General features: G+C 36.8%; 21 protein-coding genes and 1 pseudogene. 7 read left to right on the top strand and 15 right to left on the bottom strand.

Going from position 1 to position 22,056, the window contains the following annotated elements; translation table 11 throughout:
• Positions 1 to 15: 15 nt before the first annotated feature.
• From BAOM_RS06265 to BAOM_RS06230, 8 genes are all read right to left on the bottom strand, one after another.
• On the bottom strand, positions 16 to 1,275 hold the full coding sequence (locus BAOM_RS06265) for an MFS transporter (RefSeq protein ID WP_127759540.1): 1,260 nt from the start codon (positions 1,273 to 1,275) through the stop codon (positions 16 to 18).
• A 23-nt stretch (positions 1,276 to 1,298) separates the two neighbouring features.
• Positions 1,299 to 2,447 carry an acyl-CoA dehydrogenase family protein gene (locus tag BAOM_RS06260; protein ID WP_127759539.1) on the bottom strand — a complete coding sequence of 383 codons (1,149 nt, stop codon included), beginning with the start codon at positions 2,445 to 2,447 and terminating at the stop codon, positions 1,299 to 1,301.
• A gap of 499 nt (positions 2,448 to 2,946) precedes the next feature.
• Positions 2,947 to 4,251 carry a (Fe-S)-binding protein gene (locus BAOM_RS06255; RefSeq protein WP_127759538.1) on the bottom strand — a complete coding sequence of 435 codons (1,305 nt, stop codon included), beginning with the start codon at positions 4,249 to 4,251 and terminating at the stop codon, positions 2,947 to 2,949.
• Positions 4,252 to 5,655 (bottom strand): FAD-binding oxidoreductase, encoded by a 1,404-nt coding sequence (locus tag BAOM_RS06250; protein ID WP_127759537.1) that lies wholly within the window; start codon positions 5,653 to 5,655, stop codon positions 4,252 to 4,254. It lies immediately after the preceding gene.
• Positions 5,656 to 5,677: 22 nt separating this feature from the next.
• Complete coding sequence (locus tag BAOM_RS06245) at positions 5,678 to 6,385, bottom strand: FadR/GntR family transcriptional regulator (protein WP_252283234.1); 708 nt, start codon at positions 6,383 to 6,385, stop codon at positions 5,678 to 5,680.
• A 359-nt stretch (positions 6,386 to 6,744) separates the two neighbouring features.
• On the bottom strand, positions 6,745 to 8,427 hold the full coding sequence (locus tag BAOM_RS06240) for a sigma-54 interaction domain-containing protein (protein WP_127759536.1): 1,683 nt from the start codon (positions 8,425 to 8,427) through the stop codon (positions 6,745 to 6,747).
• A 170-nt stretch (positions 8,428 to 8,597) separates the two neighbouring features.
• Complete coding sequence (locus tag BAOM_RS06235; RefSeq protein WP_127759535.1) at positions 8,598 to 9,326, bottom strand: SGNH/GDSL hydrolase family protein; 729 nt, start codon at positions 9,324 to 9,326, stop codon at positions 8,598 to 8,600.
• A gap of 213 nt (positions 9,327 to 9,539) precedes the next feature.
• A complete protein-coding gene (locus BAOM_RS06230; RefSeq protein WP_180319821.1) occupies positions 9,540 to 10,817 on the bottom strand; it encodes an L-lactate MFS transporter in 1,278 nt (425 codons plus the stop codon).
• A gap of 1,087 nt (positions 10,818 to 11,904) precedes the next feature.
• Between BAOM_RS06230 and BAOM_RS06225 the strand changes: the two genes are divergently transcribed.
• Positions 11,905 to 12,369 (top strand): MaoC/PaaZ C-terminal domain-containing protein, encoded by a 465-nt coding sequence (locus BAOM_RS06225; protein ID WP_164853151.1) that lies wholly within the window; start codon positions 11,905 to 11,907, stop codon positions 12,367 to 12,369.
• A 185-nt stretch (positions 12,370 to 12,554) separates the two neighbouring features.
• Positions 12,555 to 12,746, top strand: coding sequence for a hypothetical protein (locus BAOM_RS06220; RefSeq protein WP_119118094.1), 192 nt, complete (start codon positions 12,555 to 12,557; stop codon positions 12,744 to 12,746).
• 86 nt (positions 12,747 to 12,832) lie between these two features.
• Here BAOM_RS06220 and BAOM_RS06215 read toward each other — a convergent pair whose 3' ends face one another.
• Both BAOM_RS06215 and BAOM_RS25335 read right to left on the bottom strand, forming a co-directional pair.
• Positions 12,833 to 13,252: a DUF1801 domain-containing protein gene (locus tag BAOM_RS06215; RefSeq protein ID WP_127759532.1), complete on the bottom strand. Its 420-nt coding sequence runs from the start codon at positions 13,250 to 13,252 to the stop codon at positions 12,833 to 12,835.
• A 239-nt stretch (positions 13,253 to 13,491) separates the two neighbouring features.
• A complete protein-coding gene (locus BAOM_RS25335; protein ID WP_306821299.1) occupies positions 13,492 to 13,749 on the bottom strand; it encodes a MarR family transcriptional regulator in 258 nt (85 codons plus the stop codon).
• A gap of 254 nt (positions 13,750 to 14,003) precedes the next feature.
• Here BAOM_RS25335 and BAOM_RS06205 point away from each other — a divergent pair, with 254 nt between their 5' ends.
• Positions 14,004 to 15,257: an MFS transporter gene (locus BAOM_RS06205; protein ID WP_127759531.1), complete on the top strand. Its 1,254-nt coding sequence runs from the start codon at positions 14,004 to 14,006 to the stop codon at positions 15,255 to 15,257.
• A 59-nt stretch (positions 15,258 to 15,316) separates the two neighbouring features.
• Here BAOM_RS06205 and BAOM_RS06200 read toward each other — a convergent pair whose 3' ends face one another.
• Entirely contained in the window at positions 15,317 to 16,585 is a 1,269-nt protein-coding gene (locus tag BAOM_RS06200) for a bacillibactin exporter BcbE (RefSeq protein ID WP_127759530.1), read from the bottom strand.
• Positions 16,586 to 16,858: 273 nt separating this feature from the next.
• Between BAOM_RS06200 and BAOM_RS06195 the strand changes: the two genes are divergently transcribed.
• Positions 16,859 to 17,488 (top strand): LysE family transporter, encoded by a 630-nt coding sequence (locus BAOM_RS06195; protein ID WP_127759529.1) that lies wholly within the window; start codon positions 16,859 to 16,861, stop codon positions 17,486 to 17,488.
• A gap of 87 nt (positions 17,489 to 17,575) precedes the next feature.
• On the opposite strand, the gene BAOM_RS06190 is transcribed toward BAOM_RS06195, so the two are convergent.
• The 3 genes from BAOM_RS06190 to BAOM_RS06185 form a co-directional block, all read right to left on the bottom strand.
• Positions 17,576 to 17,926, bottom strand: a complete 351-nt coding sequence (locus BAOM_RS06190) for a hypothetical protein (protein ID WP_127759528.1) — start codon at positions 17,924 to 17,926, stop codon at positions 17,576 to 17,578.
• 172 nt (positions 17,927 to 18,098) lie between these two features.
• On the bottom strand, positions 18,099 to 18,236 hold the full coding sequence (locus BAOM_RS24245) for a hypothetical protein (RefSeq protein WP_164853150.1): 138 nt from the start codon (positions 18,234 to 18,236) through the stop codon (positions 18,099 to 18,101).
• Between the two features lie 53 nt (positions 18,237 to 18,289).
• Positions 18,290 to 18,544, bottom strand: coding sequence for a sigma-G-dependent sporulation-specific acid-soluble spore protein CsgA (locus BAOM_RS06185; RefSeq protein ID WP_127759527.1), 255 nt, complete (start codon positions 18,542 to 18,544; stop codon positions 18,290 to 18,292).
• Between the two features lie 243 nt (positions 18,545 to 18,787).
• Between BAOM_RS06185 and BAOM_RS06180 the strand changes: the two genes are divergently transcribed.
• Both BAOM_RS06180 and BAOM_RS06175 read left to right on the top strand, forming a co-directional pair.
• The gene (locus BAOM_RS06180; protein ID WP_127759526.1) at positions 18,788 to 19,411 is read left to right on the top strand and encodes a LysE family transporter; all 624 of its coding nucleotides are present in this window, start codon (positions 18,788 to 18,790) and stop codon (positions 19,409 to 19,411) included.
• A gap of 164 nt (positions 19,412 to 19,575) precedes the next feature.
• Positions 19,576 to 20,025: a YndM family protein gene (locus tag BAOM_RS06175; RefSeq protein ID WP_127759525.1), complete on the top strand. Its 450-nt coding sequence runs from the start codon at positions 19,576 to 19,578 to the stop codon at positions 20,023 to 20,025.
• A 194-nt stretch (positions 20,026 to 20,219) separates the two neighbouring features.
• Here the strand turns inward: BAOM_RS06175 and BAOM_RS06170 are convergent.
• Positions 20,220 to 20,744: pseudogene (locus BAOM_RS06170) on the bottom strand (manganese catalase family protein); the annotation flags it as partial.
• 183 nt (positions 20,745 to 20,927) lie between these two features.
• Between BAOM_RS06170 and asnA the strand changes: the two are divergent.
• Positions 20,928 to 21,941: an aspartate--ammonia ligase gene (asnA, locus tag BAOM_RS06165; RefSeq protein WP_252283481.1), complete on the top strand. Its 1,014-nt coding sequence runs from the start codon at positions 20,928 to 20,930 to the stop codon at positions 21,939 to 21,941.
• Positions 21,942 to 22,056 lie beyond the last annotated feature (115 nt).

Raw genomic sequence — 22,056 nt, 5'->3', positions numbered from 1 at the left:
TACTTCACCCTCCTTTTATGATCCAACCTGTTCCGATAATTCTGATTCGTCTGATTGAACTTGCTCAGTAGGTCTGACAAAAATCATAAACAACGCGGAGAAAATAAGAACAAGCACAGCCATAAAGGCAATGGACAGGTTATATCCAAATATTTTTGTAGCTGCTAAATTCACAATAAAACCTGTTAAAACAGGGGCAACGATACCAGCCAGGTTACCGGAAGAAGTTAGAATACTTGTCATAAGCCCACGGCGTTCCGGCATTTCATTAATCATAATCGTTGGACCAATCGGCAGAATCGCATACGTAAGTCCTTTCGCTAAACACATCGCGGTAATGACCCAAATCGGATTATCGAACACTAGAATGGATAACATACCCAACGCGCCAATAAACATCGCGCCACCCGTCACATATACACGTGACACTTTCCAATTTTGGGTTTTCTTAAATACAAAATCAGATAATATAGACACTCCCACATAAAGTGCAACAGACACAATACCGATGGCCGCTACTGCAAAGCCCATTTGTCCATTACTCATTCCTGTTACTTCAACAAGGTAAAGCGGTAACCATGTCGCCAACCAGACAACGATGAAATACGTTGAAAAATAAGCAAATGTCGTAAATAAAGCGACGCGTGATGTAAGGATATACTTGAGATCTTTTAATTTAAATTTTTCTGGGGCAGCCTTCTTCTTAGCTTTTTCATACGCTTCCACTGGTGATTCTTTCGTTAAGAATTGGAAGGCTACAGCCCAAACCAGACTTGCAAGACCTAGTGCAGCAAAAGCATATTTCCAGCCCCACGCTGTAATCATTGCCACAAGAAGAGGGGCAACAATCATCGCGCCAACTGTCGCTCCAGATACAACAACAGAGTTCGCAAATCCACGTTGCTTTGGAGGAAACCATTTATCTGCATGACTATAAGCGACAGGACTGAACGGTCCTTCAAAAGCTCCTAATAAGAGGCGATATACAATCAATAATGGAAGGGCTGTAATGGCGATTACTCCGAACTGAAGGACAGCCCATGTTAACATTAGAAACCCTAATACTTTTTTGGCCCCTACTTTATCCGCCCATGCTGCACCAAAAATTCCAGTAACAGGATATAACCAATAATAAGCGCTTCCAACAAGTCCCCACTCTGCATAGGATAGCTTGAAATCTTCCATAATTGGAACCGCTGCCAATCCAATGATTGATTTATCTGCGAAGTTAACAATCATACCCAAAAACAATAAAAAGAGAACTATCCAACGCATACCTTCGCCTCACTCTCTAGTGATTAATTTTCGTCAAGCACGTTTCTAGAAATAATCAATCTTTGGATTTCATTTGTACCTTCATAAATTTGAGTAATGCGGGCATCACGATAAAAACGCTCTACTGGATAATCGGATACATAACCCATACCACCATGAATTTGAACTGCCTTATCTGCCACTCGATTAAAGACATCCGATGCAAACAATTTAGCCATAGACGACTCTTTCACTACTTTTTTCCCTTCATCGACCATATGTGCCGCTTTTAGCATTAAAGTTTTCGCTGCTTCTGTTTCCGTCGCCATATCCGCTAGCATCCATTGAATCGCTTGGTTCGAAGCAATCGGTTTTCCAAATTGAATTCTTTCCTTCGCATATGCAGCTGATAATTCAATTAATTTTTGAGAAGATCCAACTGCTCGTGCAGCCAACCCAATGCGGCCTTCGCTAAGAATTTTTAAAGCGGCCATATACCCCATTCCGACTTCACCGATAACGTTTTCCTCCGGAACTTCACAGTTTTCGAAAATTAATTGTGCGGTATACGAACCACGCAGCCCCATTTTTTTGTCTTTTTTACCAATTGTAAAACCAGGAAAATCTTTTTCTACTAGAAAAGCCGTAATTCCACCTTTTGCTCTTTTATCTTTATCTGTCAGTGCAAAAACCGTAAAGACATCTGCAATCGGTGCATTTGTAATAAAATGCTTTGTTCCGTTTAGAATCCATTTATTCCCTACCTTTTCTGCTCTTGTCGACAAGTTCGTTGCGTCTGATCCTGCACCTGGCTCAGATAAAGCAAATGCCGCTGTCTTTCTGCCTGTCGCAAGCTCCGGTAAATATTTATCCTTTAGGAATGGAGAAGCTAAACGAACTAGTCCTGTACTTCCAATACCTGTATGAGCACTAATCAACGTAGCAAATCCATTATGCGTTCTTCCTAACTGCTCCAAAACCGCAGCCTTTCCAACCATTCCTAATCCAATTCCACCGTATTCTTCAGGGATACTCATTCCGAATAATCCAAGTTCTTTTGCTTGCGCGATTAGATGCTCAGGAATTCTATCCTCTTCTTCAATTTGCTGCGCAAACGGCTCTACTTCATTTTCTACAAAGTTCCTTACCATTTGTCTAATTTGCTCAATTTCTGGGTTTACTGTCGTAAACATGTCAATCCCTCCTAATAATTTGGAATACTATATACATAATGCAAGAAGTGTGCCAAAAGGAAATCTCCTTAATTCCCTCATTTTCCCTAATCTACTATTATTTGTCGATTTATATTTGAATCAAAAACATAGAGTACTAGCAGATTCTCTCGATTCAAAAATGAATCGACATTTCATTTTTGAATCACACAATAATTGTTGAAAAAACAAGTTTCTGCTCATATTCGCTCAGCTCCATAAAAACGTGATTTTGCACGATTAATCTAAAAATCAACAACTTCCTGCACAACAGCCTTAAATTAAACAAAAAAAGCCTATCTGATAGGCTCCATTTCAAATAAAAATATTATCTTTTCCAGCCACAGCAGGTTGACTCTATATATGTTCAACTTGTTAAAACGACATAAGAATGTTTAATTTGAATACGCTGTTGGTCTCGACAAGTGCACAGTGATCATCAATCCGTACAAAAACATCCCTGTTCAGTATAGAAATATCCTTACTTCATTCCAGCAGCATCAGCTAAATATTCAATAAGATGAAGAGCTTTGACAGATGAAGATAAATTTTCTCGCTCAATTCCTAATTTCATTTGAAGGAGACAGCCAGGATTTGTTGTAATAATGACAGTCGCTTTTGTTTCTTTCATATGCTTCATTTTTTCATCTAGTATTTTCATAGATTCATCGTAATTCACCATATTATAGATTCCTGCTGAACCGCAGCACATATTTGCTTCCTTCATTTCAACAAACTGTATACCAGGTATTCCTTTTAACAGCTGAACAGGTTCCGCCGTTACTTTTTGAACATTCGTCATATGACAAGACCTTTGATAAGTGACTCGCTCATTCTCTCTTATTTTTAAGTCTGGAACTCCTCCGCAAGAGATGAGAATTTGACTAATATCTTTTGATTTAGCAGAAAAGACAGACGCTCGCTCCTTCCATTTCGGTTCTTCCTTAAGAAGATGAGCATATTCATAAAGCATCGCTCCGCATCCGCCAGCATTATTCACAATATAATCCGCTTCTATTTCTTCAAAAGCGATAATATTTCTTTTAGCCAGCTCCTTAGCATCATTCATTTCGCCTGAATGAGCATGTAAAGCACCACAGCATGTTTGCTTATCCACTACATAGACATCACAGCCGGCTTCAGCCAATAATCGAATGGATAAATCATTAATTTTATGAAACATCGCATCCATAATGCAGCCTGTAAAAAAAGCAACCGTATATTTACGCTCTCCTTTTGCTTTTACATATGAATAAGAGTGAGCACGTTGTTTCGGTGATGCAGCTTTTGGCATAATCGCTTCAAATTCGCCTAAATGATGAGGAAGCTTATGCAAAAGTTTGGACTTTCTCATCAGCTTTTGTACTCCTGTTTTTTCATAAAGCCAAAAAGAATGACCCGTAAAGTTCATTAAGCTTTTGCTCGGAAAGACTTTTTTAAACATCATTTTTCTTACTAGACGAGTTGGAAAAGAAAAGGTTTTTCTCTTAACCAAGGCCGCCCTTGCAGATTCTAAAATACTTCCATACTCTACACCTGTTGGACAGGCTGTTTCACATGCTCTGCAGCCTAGACATAGACTAAGAGGCTCCTCCAAGACAGATAAATCTGTGATTCTTCCTTCTCCAACCATCTTTACGAGATTAATTCTGCCGCGTGGAGAATGAGTCTCCTTCCCCATACTCATATATGTAGGACAGACAGGGAGACAGTAGCCACATTGAACACATTGGTTTGTCTTGTCATATTGAAACTCCTGACGTAATTGCTCCATTGTTTCATTCATCTACTTCAACTCCAATTTTTGTCCTGGTTCAGGAAAAATCTTCCCCGGATTCATGATATTATTAGGATCCCACGCCTTTTTAATCCTCTTCATCATATCTAACCCTACTGTTCCAAGCTCCATTTCCATAAAAGGGGCCTTCATATTACCAATTCCATGCTCACCCGATAAGGTACCTCCAAGCTCCACTGCTGCCGTGAAGATTTCAGCTACCGCCTTCTCTACCCTCTCCATCTCCTCTGCATCACTTTTATCACAAATAATATTAGGATGCAGATTTCCATCTCCGGCATGACCAAACAGCACTAAGTGAACTTGATAGCGTCTCTTAATCTCTTGAAGCCGCTCACACATTTCAGGAATCTTACTTCGCGGAACGGTAGCATCCTCAGAAATTTTCGTTGGCTTGATTCTCACAATCGCAGGCGATACAAGCTTTCTTGCTCTCCAGATTTCCTCCTTTTCCATATCGTTTTTCGGAATTTTAACCTGACTCGCACCAACGACATAGCATAATCGCTCTGCTTGGATAATTTCATCTTGTAACGCTAAAGGATGACCATCTAATTCTAATAAAATAATCGCTTCCGCATCCTTTGGAAGTCCCATCGGTTGATAATTTTCAACAGCAATAATCGAAGCTTGATCCATCAATTCCATCTTAGACGGCAAAATACCTGAAGAGAGAATGTTAGAAATAGCTCTCCCTGCATCTACTAAGTTGGAGAAGATAGCCATTAGAGTAGCAGTAGCTGGAGGTTTCGGAATAAGCCGAAGAATAGCTTTCGTAATAATGCCAAGCGTCCCCTCTGAACCTACGATAAGCTTCGTCAAGTCATAACCCGTTACATTTTTCACTGTTCTTCCGCCAGTTTGAATAATCTCCCCTTCAGGTGTAATGACTTCAAGACCAATCACATAATCTTTTGTGACCCCATACTTTAATCCTCTTGGACCTCCTGAATTCTCCGCCATATTCCCTCCGATAGTAGACACATGCGAACTGCTTGGATCAGGCGGATACATTAATCCCTTCTCCTCTGCCGCCTTATGGATGGCTGACGTTAATACACCTGGTGAAACAACTGCGACAAGATCTTCTTCATCAATGTCCAAGATATCATTCATCACCGATAGATCAATGACAATTCCTCCTTGTACCGGAAGCGGTCCACCGCTTAATGAAGTAGATTGGCCACGCGGATAAATCGGAATGCCTTCCTGATTAGCAAATTTCACAAGCTCCGCAAGTTCTTCCACATGTTTTGTTTGAACGACGGCATCCGGAAGATACGTACCAAAGGAAGCATCGAACGAATAACTATACCGGTCATGTTCATCCAGTAACACTCTGCCAATTTGTACAATATGATTAATCTCCATAATCTGATTGGATGTAAGCATTTTCAATTCTCCTCATCTTCCTCTAAATAAAGTCCTTTATAAAAAGGCCCAGTTTTTTCTCTGCATTCCTTAAATGGATGGAACATTGAACACGTGCAAGTTCCGGTTCTTCAAGTTCAATCGCTTCAACAATACGTTGATGTTCCCTAAATACATTTCTTCTTTTATGCGCTAACTCTGTATTAGGCTGAAGGGTAATACTCAACACTTTTTCATATAATACCGAAAGATTTTCAATGGTCTGTATCATAATGGGATTATGAGTAGCACGGACAATAGAACGATGAAAATCAATATCTGCCTCTATGCCACTTTTTCCTTCTTCTACAGATTCTTTTTCAAGCTGGTGTAAAATCAACTTCATTTCCTCTAGTTCTTCCGGTGTTCTTCTTATCGCAGCAAGATAAGCTGCTTCTGGCTCAACTGCTTTCCTCATTTCAAATAGGAATTTAATACTTTGAACATCATTACTTTCAACTTTAATTCCTTGCAGCAAAGCTGTATTCGTCGATTCTTCAACATAACTCCCTCCCCCTTGCCTAGAAGTTATGACCCCAGAAGCACGTAGAACACTTAAAGCTTCTCGAATTGGCACTCGACTTACTCCAAATTGACTTGCTAATTCCATTTCAGTTGGTAGCTTTTCCCCGGGTAAATATTTTCCTTTCTCTATCATTTGCAATAATTCTCTCGAAATAATCTGCGAAATCTTTTCTTTTGGAGACATCATTTTTTACCTTTCCCGCTTTATGGTTGTGGATAATTTTGTAATAATTATATAAATTTGTCATACAAGTTTCCAGTTTTATTTTAAAATTTTTACATAAATATTTATATAAGTTACAAAAAACCAATAAAAACTCTATCATCCCTGGATAATTTGTCATACAAATTCTAAGATAATCAGGAAAGTGAGACTATATAAATCCAAATTGATTTTCCCACATCATTACATCCTATCTAGCTGGCGGAGCAATTTCTGCAGATTAAAAATAGTTTTTACAATATCATGTACGAACTAAAGGCTGAAACCCTTAATAAATTAAGAATTTCAGCCTTTTTAATTGAATGACATATAAGCAAACAAAATCAACTCTCGCCTTGCAAAGAAAGATTATATTTCTTTAACTTTCTAACAACAGTAGGTTGGCTCGTATCTAGTCGCTGTGCCAACTCATACGTTGTCGTACAATGCTCCATAGCACATACAATCGCTTGTTTTTCAGCTCGCTCAATTGCTTCTTTTAAAGTTACAGAATCTAAAGATATAGATGAAGATGATAAAAAATCCGTTTGATATTCTGGAGGTAAATGTTTAATCATGATGACATTATCTTGTGTTAGCAATACAAGTCTTTCAACTAAATTAGATAGCTCTCGTATATTTCCCGGCCAATGATATTGATAAAGAAAAGACCTAAGCTCTTCACTTATACTTTTATTCAGTTCATATCTCTCATTCATACTTTGTAAAAAATACGAAACTAACGGTACAATATCTTCTCGTCGTTCAGCTAAAGGGGGAATCGAGATGGGAATCACATTTAAGCGATAAAATAAATCTTCTCGGAAAGTTCCATCCGCTACCATTCCACGCAAATCCCGGTTTGTCGCTGCAATAATTCGAACGTTGATTTTCTTTGACTTAACTGCACCAATTCTTTGTACTTCACGTTCTTGAATGACCCGAAGCAGTTTAACTTGCAGATTCAGCGGCAATTCACCTACTTCATCCAAAAATAGAACCCCCATATCCGCTAATTCAAACAATCCAGGTTTCCCTTGTTTATTAGCTCCCGTAAACGCACCGCCTTCATAGCCAAACAGCTCTGATTCCAGTAAATCAGGGGGAATCGCCCCACAGTTTACCTTAATAAATTTACCTTGCATCCTCCGATTGCTTTGATTGTAAATAAACTTCGCTAAAACATCCTTTCCGACCCCGGTTTGTCCTAAAATTAAGATGGTTGTATCGACATTTAATACACGTTCAGCAACCTCATACAGCTGTCTCATCTTTTCACTATTAATCACGATTTGAGAAAAGGCGTTTTCTTGATTTCCTTTTAATCGTTCAATTTCTTTTTGATAGCTTTTGTTTAACTCATTAGCTTTTCGAAGGGCTGTTTGCAGTTCCATTAGTTCTGATAGGTCCCTTATATTCGTGACAACTGCTTCCACTTCTCCATCATCGTTAAAAATCGGGCTACCTGTTAATAACGTTTCTTTCCCTGCTCGATTTGGCTGAACAAGGGAAACACTTTTTTTCTGTTCAAGTACCCTCTGACTAACCGATGATTCTAAAATCCCTCGTTTAATTAAATCATCGACATTCTTTCCTATGTAATAATGTTTTGGAATACCTGTTATTCTCTCAATAGCAGAGTTTGTCTTAATCGTTTTCCCTTCGCGATCCGTGATATAAATACCATCATAAGAATTTTCAATAACCGCATCTAAATGTCGATTCATTTTTTGAAGGACATCTATCTCGTTTAATATATAATCAATTTCTTGTGAAAAAACTCCAGCACACATGTATCGGTCTTCACTAAGCCTTTGTATGATGAATACACAAGAGAACTCTCTCATTTTTCCCAGTGCCAAACATCGATCCTTAGAGACGCTCCATTCAGAAAATACATCGCTCACATGTTTATCACAAACCTCTATACCTAATTGCTGCTTCATCACTTCATTTACTTCAAGAATTCCCCCTGATTTGTTCGTTATAAACGTTGGGAAAGCTACATCTATTTCCACTATGTTCATGCGCGCACCCCCTTCCATAAATTGTAACACAAATATTTTTCCAAATACTACAAATCTATTATTTTAGTAAAATTGCATCGTATACGATAAAGTAAAACTATATAAGAGATAAAATCGTCAATAAAAAACCCCTAACTTAACATTAGGGGAGAACAAAACGGATATACTGATTACTTTTTATAAATCACTTTCCAAAACTCGTTTGCTATTACTTTATATCCGGATTTACTTAAATGAATATTATTAGGGTTGGGAAGATACGTTTTAGCCTTCTTTTGAATGACTGCATCCGTCGCTACATATGTATCTTTATTCTTTTGCGCAACAGACTTAATTTGAGCATTCAGATTAGTTAACAGCGGTAACATGGCCTCTTGCTGCTCTTGTGGATAATAAACGAAAGGATTGTAATATCCCATAACATACACTTTAACCTTTGGGTTCAATTGATCAATCGTACTAAGAATAATCTGCAAATTAGCACTCACTTCAGGAATTGCCTCCACAGCGGTGGCTGGATCTGTTTTAAGCTTAGCTAAAAGATCATTGGCTCCAATGTCAATTGTAATATGAGTAGCTGCTTTTATTTCTTTTCTAATCTTACTGCTTTTCAAAACATCATTTTTTAGCTGAACAGATGTATACCCTGAAACACCAAAATTATCGTAATCCACTAACTTATATAATTTACTACTCTCAAACTTTGAAGCTACATAATCGGTATAACTATAGTCCAGAATTCCATCCGGTGTTATTCCTGCTGCTAATGAATCGCCTAGCGCTACATAATCTACCGTTTTAACTTTTGTTGTAGTCTTTGTAGCGTTAACAGGAAAGGATACACCAACAACTAATGTAATCGCTAATAATACACCTATCACTTTCTTTAAATGATTCATAAACGCCTCCTACATTATTATGTTTAACAATATATATTTCGCTTTTTCTCGTCCAAATCCTACTCAACCAAAAATTTTTTTACTAAACCAAGAAAAGACACTACCCAAGTATCTCCCATCTCACGATAAGGAAACTACATGGATAATGTCTTGATCCATTATAAATTAAAACTTTACTGCTGCCGATTAAAGTCTAGAAACATCTAATCGCCATTATGAAGTCTTTCTTGAAGTCTTTCCTACCGGTTGTTCATTAACTACTTGTTGCTTCATTTGGAATTTCTTAATGTCCATTTTAAGCCAAATTGAAATGATAAAAGCAACCGTAATTAATCCAAAGAACGTATAGAAAACAGGAACATAACTGCCTGTACTTCCTTTAATAGCGTTTACTAATATCGGTCCAAACACTCCACCTAATGACCAAGTTGTTAATAGATAACCATGGATTGCACCAACTTCTTTTGTTCCGAATAAATCTCCAGCGAAAGCAGGAAGATTAGAGAATCCTCCACCATAACAACTAACAACTAATAAAATCAATGCTTGGAATATTAAAACGTTTGTTGTAATTGGTAGTAATAAGAACGCTACGATTTGAATAACAAAGAAGACAATGAAAACATTTTGTCGACCAAGATAATCAGAAGCTGCTGCCCAACCAAGTCGACCGCCGCCATTAAAGATTCCCATGATCCCTACTAGAGCAGCGGCACCAGCAACTGATAAGCCAACTACCTCTTGAGCCATTGGAGAAGCGACCGAAATCATCATAATCCCTGCACTCGTATTAATAAGTTTCATTGCCCATAGCATCCAGAAATGCTTTGTTTTCACTGCTTCTTTTGCTGTTAATTGTCGTAAATCTTTCTTTACTTCTTTTTTACCAGTGTCAATAGCTTGTTTCATTCCCTCTGGCATATAATTCGCTGGAGGCGGTGTGATGTAAGAAGCACCTAAAAACATTAGTATAAAATAGCCTGCACCTAAAATATAATACGTAGATGAAATACCTACAGTTTGCATAAGGTTAGCGGCTACTGGAGCTGTAATAAGAGCCCCTGCACCAAAACCAAGTACAGCCATACCTGTTGCTAATCCTCGACGATCTGGGAACCATTTAATCAGTGTTGATACTGGTGAGATATATCCAATCCCCATTCCAAGACCACTTAATAATCCATAAGTTAACCAGTAAAGTGTTACTGAATCCATCATGACAGCTAGTCCTGAACCAGCTTGTCCTGCACCGAAAAGAATCGCGGCTACCATAGCTGATTTTCGCGGACCATTCTTTTCAACAAATTTTCCAAAAAAGGCGGCAGACGTTCCTGCAAGCGCCATCATTATTGTAAATGCTACAGTTACTTGTGTGGCTGTCCATCCCATCGTTTCAACTAATGGTAGCTTGTATACACTGTAAGCGTATGCACCACCAATTGAGAGATGAATCGCAATAGCCGATAAAGCAATTAACCATCTGTTTTTCATTATAGTTCCCCCTTGTTCCCATGTATCATTTTCTATTTCCCCAAAAATAGAAAATATAGAAAATACTGAAAATTACGAACAACTTCTATTTTCCCCAAAATAGAAAAATTCCTAAATCCAGCGATTCCCATTTCCCCCAAAATAGAAAAACTCTTGAATTCATTTCAATATTTCCTTGAAATAAAACATAACATCTTTCCCATAAAAAAATCAATAAAAAACTTTACCAGTATTATTACTTTTTTAGAATCGGCCCCCAAAAAGTGATTGCTCGTACCGTTCAAACTACTTTTTCGCAATACTTTAAATACAGTGTTTCAAATGAAAAAGGGATAGACCTTCTCCGCATTTTTTAAAACAAGTTTATAACGTTTCATATCAAAAACCATTCTGTTTTATTGCATACACAGCCTTATCAATAAGCTCAACAACCATGATAACTCTTTATTTTCCTCTACATCTTCTCATACACAAAAAACGGTGTAACAAAGTTTTTGTGTAGATTTATTACAGAAGATCTCTTTACTACTGTGATATGAGTAAGTTTGAACAAATAACTATTCATTCCCTCCCTACATATTTTCTGAAAAAGAAAATGAAATTATACACCTTGTTATATATCAGTATAATAATCATTACGACAAGGTAAGATAATAAATTTTCAAATAACGATTTTATCCAACTTCGCTTGTCAAATTAATCACTGTAGTAATACAAAAAAATAGTCGTATATTCCACGACTTCTATAATCAATACTAACAATTGATATTTAAAATTATATTAGAAAATTATGTAATTTATAAAAAATATTACAAAAAAAGTTCTATTTATCATTTCAACAGACAATTCATTCATATAAAGAAGAAATAAAACTGTTGATATATCAGGCATTTTATTCCTTTATATTAAATCCCCCGTATTCTTTCCTTATTTATGAACACAAATATTAATTAGAAATCTAATCTAAAATTAGTATTTTACTAACGTAAATTTTTAATTTAAACTTATAGTTGTAAAATATCCTATTAAAAATAAAATGTGTAACACGTTACATAATACACCAAACAAAAGAACGGAGAGAATCTTAATGTTTTTTGAAGAATTTAAACTTGGTCAACGTTTTCAATGCGAACCTATTTTAATGACATCAGAAGAAATTGCCGATTTTGCAACGAAATACGATCCTCAACCAATCCATGTTGATCAAGAATATGCTGAAAATAGCATGTTTAACGGAATCATCAGCTCTGGCTTTCTAACTCTTGGTAAGATGTGGGGACAATGGATTCGCTTAAATAAATTAGGTGAGGAATTCATCGTTGGAAAAGGTCTTGACTATGTTAAATTTACAGCACCTGTTAGAAAGAATGATGTGTTATATACAGAAGTAGAAGTTGTCAATTCAACACCAACATCAAATCCCGGCCGCGGCAAAGTCACCCTCAAATTTACTATGACGAATCAATATGAAGAAGTCGTACTATTAACAGAAATCACTGTATTATTAAAAACAAAAGAATCAAGTGACACTAAACAACTCGTAACCGTGTAAAAAGAGGTTGTCCCGAAATGAAAAGGGGCAGTCTTTTTCCTTATATATCTCCTCCCTAATCATAAAGTCAACGGATTAGGGTATTTTTTTTAACTACAGCTGAAATATGTTTCAATTTATATAAAATTCAATTAAAATTTGAAAAGGAAGCTAGTCCATTTATTTTACTTAACGGAGGAACAGACATGAAAGAAATTATTCAAGAGTGCTTTATTGACGCATTAGGAATGCCGCCAACAGACGAGCAAGTAGACAAAGTAATCGAGCAGCTGCCAGCTGAAATTGTAGCTCTTTCAGAACAACACGGAGCAAATGATGCAGACGTAAGAGAAAAAATCTATGTTTGGGTGAACGAAAACATTAATGACTTTCTATAAGCATTAAAATAGGCTGTTGAGGAACCTCTCAGCAGCCTGTAAAGAATCTAGACTCATTAAGGGTTTAGATTCTTTTATTTTCAAATTTAATTCGGATAAGTTTCTTGTAGAAATCTTATAGATTGCTGAATTAACGCTTTTAACACATCCACATCAATATCTTCCACTTTATTAATGTATACACACGCTTTTCCTGTCGTATGTTTGCCAAAATCCTTTAACAATTCTTCTCGTGTCGTGTCACCCGTCGCAAAATACAAACTGATTTTTGCTTTTCGAGGTGAAAAGCCGACTAGCGGTGCATCTCCTTCATGACCGGACTTATATGTATAATGATAAGAACCAAATCCAATAATACTTGGTCCCCACATTTTCGCTTGAAAACCTGTCGTTTCTGTAAAAATATCTAACAATTTATAGGCTTCTTCACGCTTTTTAGGACTTTCAACCGTTTCGATAAACTCTATAACATTGTTATCATTTTCCTTTGTTTTTAGTTCATACATAACTTAGAATCACCCCTTTTCTTAAGAATTCTCTCCATTTCCAATCGCCTTGATGACGCATTATCTCTATTTTTGATGCAGTGCTTGATTAAACTTTTTTAACAGTCGGCCAAATACTTCGCATTCTTCATCTGACCATTCCTTCACTAACTCCCCAATTCTCTCCATTCTCATTTGTTTGTATGTTAATAATTCTGTTTTTCCCAGTTCAGTAATTTGGTAAAAGGATGCCCGACCATCTAGGGGTCAGGAATTTTATTCACATACCCTTTATGCTCTAATGTAGCAGCTTGTCTGCTTACTGTAGACATATCCAATTGTAATTCATTCGCCAATACTTTTACTCCAATAGAACCTTGAACGAATAACTTAAGCAATAGAAGATATGTAGCTCGGTCTAGATTCGTTTGAGCTTTATTCGGTGTAACAGATGTAAGACGCCGACCGAGTATTGCCATTTCTAGTTCGATTGTTTCCAGTAAATCTTCCTTCATCATCTTTCCACCTCATCAAATATTCTCTATAAATTATGATAACTCACTACAAACGTTTGTCAATTCATGACTAATCACGCTAGAAAATTGTATTGACATATCAAATAGTTGCATCATACAATTAAAATAGTTGTATGATGCAACTTCAGGAATATTGTTACATTTCATTGTTGTGCCTATTCGGATTTATTAGTAAAAAAAACTATGAGGAGTTTTCCCTTATAGATAGTTGAAAACAGTTAGGAGAGGAGAAAGGTATGTCAGCTACATCAAAAGTAAAAACAAAAGTAGCAATACCATCCACACAATCTGAATTGTCAAAAGGGCAAGGGGGTCTTTTTCATCAACCGATAGCTGTATGGGCGATTTTTTTCGCCAGTATTACAGCCTTTATGGGAATGGGGCTTGTAAACCCTGTTTTACCAACCATTGCTGAAAAATTGCATGCCACACCTAGTGAAGTAACTTTACTTTACACGAGTTATAATGCTGTCATGGCATTTGCAATGCTTATTACTGGTACGCTTTCTTCAAGACTTGGACATAAATGGACGTTGCTTTTAGGAATTATCATCATTGCGATTGTTTCAGGACTTGGTGGCGGAATCGCCAACAATATATGGACATTGGTTGGATTGCGGGCTGGTTGGGGTCTTGGTAATGCCTTATTTGTTGCAACTGCTTTAGCCGCAATCGTTTCGCTTTCTAATAGTGGAACGGCCAAAGCGATTATTCTATATGAAATGGCGGTTGGACTTGGTATATCAGTTGGACCACTACTTGGTGGAACATTAGGTTCTTTATCATGGAGAGCACCGTTTCTTGGTGTCGCAACATTGATGGTCCTTGCCTTTATTATTCTATCTAAATTAATGCCCGCATCGAACACAAAAACAGTTACTAAAACCAAAACTTCCTTATTAGATCCGTTCCGTGCGATGAAGCATCGTTCACTGTTCACATTAGGGATAGTTGCTGCCTTGTACAATATCGGATTCTTTACAATTATGGCGTATGCGCCATTCATCATGGGGCTAGATCCAAAAGGATTAGGCTATGTATTTTTAGGTTGGGGAATCTTACTTGCCATTACTTCCGTTTTTATGGCGCCAAAACTTCAACAACGCTTCGGAGCCATTAAGTCAATGGTCATGATGTTATTTTTATTTGCTCTTACCCTGCTCATAATGGGGATTTGGACAGCAAACTCCGTTGTCGTAATCGCTGCTGTTATTATTGCAGGTGCTCTATTAGGAAATAATAATACATTGATTACAACAGCTGTGATGGATGCAGCACCTGTTGAACGCTCTACAGCATCTGCTGCATACAGCTTCCTACGTTTCATCGGAGCTGCAATCTCACCTTTTATGGCAGCTAAACTTGCCGAGATTTACAACTCACATGTTCCGTTTCTTGTAGGTGCAGGATTTGTTGTCCTTTCTGTATTATTCATCTTGTTCAATTATAAGCATATCAAACATATTGATCAGACTAAATCGGCTCATTAATTAGAAACAAGGCTGTCTCAGGGCGAGACAGCCTTGTTCATTGAATATGAAATCTATGTTCATTTCGCTTCTTCGGTTTCAGGCTTAATAGCGATAAACGTAGCAATAGCTGCAATCACACTTAAACCGCCTAATATATAAAAAAGAGAGTTTTCAGCATGTTTCATCATAATCGCCATAATAGGTGGTCCAGCAGCTACCCCAATAAAACGCATCGAGCTATAAATAGAAGAAACAGTCCCACGTTCTTGCTTTTCAATTCCTGATGTAATAAATGCATCGAGGCATGGCAGCCCTACTCCAATTCCAATACCGCTTAATAAAAATAAAGTAATCATAAACCACATAGCTTTAGAAAAGCTTAGCGTTACAATCGATACAACTAATAAAACAATTCCTCCAAAGGTAAGCCATTTCATAAGAACTTTATTTTCTTTAATTAATTTCCCTGTAATATAAGAAGCAATGCATAGCCCTCCTAATGGAATAGCTAATAACAACCCTTTTTTTACGTCTTTCACATCGTATACTTTTTCCAATGTATCGGACAAATAAAATAAAACAGCGAATAACACAAACATTAAAATAATTCCAATAATAAACACAGCATAAAGCCATTTCCCATTGTTTTTGAACGTATCCTTTATGTTGTGTATAAATTGTTTAAAGGGAAGCGGTTTCTCTCTCTTATTAGGGCTTTTAACTAAGAAAACCATAAGTAAAATTGATATTAAACAAAAAATTGGGATAGAAAAGAATGGGATAAACCAAAAGAATCCTGCCAAAAAGGCTCCCAAAATAGGGCTCAGTACTTTACCAAGCGTATTGGATGTTTCAATTAACCCTAACGAGCTGCTCACTTCTTCGTCCGTCTTAAACATATCACCGACAAGCGGTAGGACAATTGGAAAAGCTCCAGCCGCTCCAATTCCTTGTAAAGCCCGTCCAATTAAAATGATCCAATATGGATTATCTATTTTCCATCCTGCCCATGCAGAAATCAGCCCCCCAATTGCCGCAATTGCTAGACTTGGAATAATGACTTTCTTCCTGCCTATGTGATCGGATAAAAACCCTGCAATAGGAATAAAAATGATAGCTAAAATCGAGTAGACAGTAATAATCATACTAGATTGAAACGGTGATATCCCTATACTCTTTTCCATAGCTGGAAGAACTGGAATAAGCATTGAATTTCCTAATGTCATCACAAGCGGAATCGATGAAATGGATAGTACAGCCCACTTTTGATTATTAGGCTTGTTTTTGGATGTACTCTTTGATTTCTTGTTAGCCTTTACAGATTGAATATTTTCTACATGTTCCATCGGTGACACGCCTTTTTTTATTATTTTCTGAAACAGTTACAGCTGTTTCAGAAATTGCACTAACTACTGTTAATATGGACTGCTAGATAGCATATTATCCTTGACAAAAAATGATAGCCTCATTCAGAGCATCCATTCACCACACTCTCCCCTCACTTTGATGAATTATCCCACTGTAATACTTGGATATTTTTAGGACGAGGATTCATAGCTCTATCTTTTTATACATAGAATGTACAAGTTATTATTTAATATCGAGTGGAGTGGTTATGTTTGAGCTTGAGCATTTTATTAAGCTATATTTTGTTAGGATTTACGTTAGCAGCTCCCATCGGCCCCGTTAATTCAGCCCGTTTAGATAAAGGAATTAAAAACGGGTTTTGGCATGCATGGATTGTTGGAGTTGGCTCCATGATAGCAGATGGGGTATTTATGCTAATGGTTTATTTAGGAATGGTCCATTTTTTGGAAGTGTTTATCATCCAAGTATTCCTTTGGTTATTTGGAGCCTTTATACTTATTTATTCAGGAGTGGAAAGTATATTTAGTGCTAATTCACTTGCTCTTGCTGATAGCCGCGGAAGAGATTCATTATTCAAATGTTTTCTTACAGGCTTCATCATGTCTATTACAAGTCCCTTATCGATTCTTTTCTGGTTAGGAATCTACGGTTCTGTTTTAGCAAAAACGGCCCAAGTAAACGGAACAGAATCCCTGCTCGTTTATAGCAGTATGATCTTTCTTGGTTTAATGTTGTGGGACCTTGTCGTTGCTGGGCTAACAACCGGATTCCGAAAATTTTTAAGTCTTAACAGCTTAAGAGGTATATCCATCCTATCCGGATTAACGCTCATTGGATTTGGTTTATATTTTGGCTATCAAGGAATTACAGCTCTTCTTTAAATCATGATGCTGAGCTCTCTTCCAATCAGAATAAGGACTTTACTCCTAAAAGTAATGCCCCGTGTTCGTTTATTATAAATGGTTCGCTTACTCTTTTTTCTTATCCTTATCGTTGTTATCTTTTTTCTTCTCACTCATTCGTCGATAGAACTGTGTATGCATGCTCCCTTGTACAATGTTTTCCAGAAAAAAATCTCCAATCAGTTTCAAGTACTCTTCATCCTCAAACATTTTTTTATTTTGTAATTCCATCTCTGCTAGTCCTTCATATGTTGAAAAAAGCACATATGTATAATCTTTTCCTGTAATAGGTGTTAATATTTCCACCTTATGATTATAATTTTCATTTCGATACTTAGCCATTTCCTGTAAGTTTTCAATTCCCTCTTTAAATTTTTCCTGCTTCAACTCAAATGTTTGGTAAACAAACACAGACATGTACCTTACCTCCGAAAGTTAATGAATTGTATGTTTAGTATTTTCCTCTCCTCTCTGATTTATGCTTAATGATGTTTATAGATAAGATGACCCTCCGCTATTGTTAGCTCCATGCATAATAAAACTCCGCCATACTAAGCGGAGTTTTATTATGCTTTGTATCATGCCCTTTTCATGACCCATTCTTTAGATTTTTTAGTACCATCGGCATTTTCTTATCTTCCTTACTCTTACTTTTTCTTTGCTTATTACCATTTCGATAAGGTGATTGAAATCTCGCTTCATCCATTCCATCTATAATATTCGTCAAATGATGTCCCCTCTTTTCCATGTTAAATCTAAATCGTCACACTACCGACCTAGTCAGATAAATAACAGCTCGTACACTTCGTTTAATTGATGAGCTCTTTCAGCGTCCTGTTCCTGATTTGCGTATTTAATTGCATCAACCAATACACGATTAAGATAATTGTTTTCCACTTGCGTTAAGTCCTCAACAAACTGCCCTTCTGTTACGTAATTACGATTTGAAATTTTATCAAAAATTCTCTTTCCCATTGCATCATTTTCCGTATAACCAGCCAATATTTCTCGTAAATAACCTAATGATTGATCCATTTTCCACACTCCTTGTTAGAAATGCTTAAGACACCGTTGATTTTGCTTACTAAAGATGTGTAACAGCGTCTACATATAAAATTATTTTCTACAGAAAAGCCCACTTAATACATGCTACCGATTCTCGCTGAATCGTAAAGACCCTAAAAGTAAATGTATGTTATCTAAAAAAGTGGTACAAACCTCTTTATCTGAATACATTGGTACAAGCAGGAAGGTACTAAACGGTGAGGTGAAAATGGATTGGGTATTTTTTTTAGTTATATTTTATTAGGCTTGTCATTAGCTGCACCAATTGGTCCTATTAATGCCGCTCAATTAGACAAAGGCATCCAGAAAGGATTTTGGCACGCCTGGATATTAGGTTTGGGGGCTATATTAGCTGATGCAGTTTATATGGCTCTCGTTTATTTGGGAGTCGTTCACTTTTTGGAAATGGATTTTATGAAAACGTTTTTGTGGCTCTTTGGATTTTTTGTCCTCACTTATACAGGAATTGAAACTGTACTTAATGCAGGAAAATTGGCTATAGACAAGCGAGAGACAAACGACTCCCATTTTTCCTCTTTTTTATCAGGGTTCCTGATGTCGATTTCTAATCCTTTGACGATTTTGTTTTGGCTTGGCATTTATGGATCCGTTTTAGCTAATGCCGCCGACAAATATGATATTCAGCATTTAATTCTATACAGCTCTGCTATCTTCCTTGGTATTTTATGCTGGGATATTACGATGGCTCTCGTCTCGAGCAGCTTTCGAAGGTTTTTAACACCGTCTATCTTAGTCCTCATCTCTGCATTATCCGGATTATCTCTTATCTGTTTTGGCATGTATTTCGCTATCCAAGCGGCTAAGATTTTATTTTAAAAAATACATACATATATAATAGGAAGTTTCTGATTTCAGGCGTGTAGCACTAAATGTGCACACGCCTCTTTTTTATTTAATTCGTACGCATACAACATCTCATGAAAAACACGAATAATCCCTCTCCTAAATACGCACAATATGTATTGAAAGGAGACGATAAAATGAAACATGTAAGAGCCCTAGCGATAAAATTTATTTCTAGTCTAGTTCTTTTATATATGATACTTGGAGTAGCATTCGACATGTCTTTTTGGAATGTATTTCTAATCAGCTTAGTCTTAGGAGTTGTTTCTTATTTAATTGGCGACTTATTTATTTTGCCTAAAACAAATAATACAATTGCAACAATTGCTGATTTCGGATTAGCCTTTTTATTAATTTGGTTGATAGGCGACAGCGTAACCTATGGAGATGATATAGTAACGGCTGCTTTCGCTTCAGCAGTAGGTGTAGCTCTATTTGAGTACTTCTTCCATAAATATATGGACAATCAGATTCTCATAAAAGAGGACGACAACCGAATTTCTACTTTACGATATCAAACAGAAGCTTCAGAAGAACTTACCCCAAGAATTCCAACTCGTAAATACGAGGATGAGGATGAGCTATAAAACAGAGGTACGACACTTGATCCATCCTACTTTTTCAAGTGTCTCCTCTTTTTTATTAGCTTTTTTAAACAATAGCCTTGATTAAATGGTTTTTGGCTCATTTTAACCTTCGTCCCATGAAGCGAGCCAAAAACCAACGATGTTCTATAACATAGCTTTTTTATTAAGCAGCCCATTTATTTCGTTTAACTAAACTAATTTAAACTGAGAGGAATAAGCCGATTGCTTCCTCTAAGAACTGTTGGTAGCGTATCATGGATATATGGAGGTGCAGGTTTTAGTTTGGGCCTGTTGGCACAAGGAGCTGGATTCTCTACATAATTGAAAACTCCCATTCCATTCATACTAGGTCCCTGATCCCAACGCCCGGTTACACTTTCATTTCCTCTAGAAAAATTGAAAAGGGTATACGAAACCTCTTATTTTTCCAGCTCCTTAGGAAACGTACTTGGCATAACCACACTCTCTTTAGCTTCGAGTTCTTTAATAGCCGCAATCCATTGGTTCTGATGCATCGTGTCACGAGCAATCAGCCAGGATAGCATGTCCTTAACTCCACAATCATTTGTTGCCTCATACAATCTGACCGCTTGTAAACGTCCTTGAGATTCGGCATTAAGACTCGCTCTAAAATCCGCCAATAAATTACCACTCGCAATAATATAATCTGTTGTCCACCTGTTTCCTACACTATCCGCAGGCATGGCCCCTAACCCAGTGTATGTCCTTTTATTAATCCATACGGGTTATAAAAAATAAAAAATCATCCTTCTTTATATAAATTGATAGGCACAACTGTGAAATTTATTCATAAAGTAATTTAGTTCATTACCTTAGTGAATTAAATTACTGAGGTGAAAACGTAAGGATAAAGGAAATATATAACTGAGAGGATGATAAAAATGGATCAAACCTTGGTTATCCCCAATGGATATAAATCTAAACTTAATTTAATGCATACAGAAATTGCAATAAATGAATTAAAAAGTCATTTTGAAGATCATTTTGCAAGAGCACTCAACGTAATAAAGGTATCAGCCCCTTTACTAGTAAATGAAGGCACGGGAATAAATGATAACTTAAATGGAATAGAACGAACCGTTTCCTTTCAGGCCTTAGATATTAACAATTCACAAATTGAAGTCGTTCAATCTTTAGCAAAGTGGAAAAGGATAGCTCTTGCTAGATATGGATTTGCCTCTGGTGAAGGACTTTATACGAATATGAATGCCATTAGAAGAGACGAAATATTAGACAATCTCCACTCCCTATACGTCGATCAATGGGACTGGGAGAAAGTTATTTTAAAGGAAGAGCGCAACCTCCATACACTAAAAACAGAAGTTAAACAAATCTATAAAGCAATGAAAGCAACAGAAAACTATATGCACGAATTCCACCCCGCTCTCCAGCCAATCTTACCCGATGACATTTATTTTATTACCACTCAAGAACTTGAGGACTTGTACCCTTCACTCACTCCAAAGCAAAGAGAAGATGCAATCACTAAAGAACATAAAGCTGTTTTTGTTATGCAAATTGGCGGCGCCTTGCGCTCTGGAGAAAAACACGATGGACGTTCCCCGGATTACGATGACTGGGCATTAAACGGGGATATCTTATTCTGGAATCCACTATTTGAGAGAGCTTTTGAAGTGTCTTCCATGGGCATTCGGGTAGATAAAAAAAACCTATTAAAACAATTAAAATTGGCTAATAATGAGGAACGAAGAGTGCTAGCCTATCATCAAGCTATCTTAAGTGAAAATCTGCCTTATACAATAGGCGGCGGCATTGGTCAGTCTAGATTATGCATGTTCTTTCTGAAGAAAGCCCATATTGGTGAAGTTCAAGCCTCCATATGGAATCATCAAATTCTAAAAGAGTGTGAAGAAAACAACATCACCCTTTTATAGTATATATATCCTAGTAAATACCCATAGAACTGTTCGCTATGGGTATTTTTCAGGAACATTTTATTGTAACATTATGTAATTAGTTCTATTATAAGAATGATATTTATTTTTACTA

Source organism: Peribacillus asahii (assembly GCF_004006295.1).
GTDB lineage: Bacteria > Bacillota > Bacilli > Bacillales > DSM-1321 > Peribacillus > Peribacillus asahii_A.
This window is presented reverse-complemented; position numbering and strand designations above follow the sequence as displayed.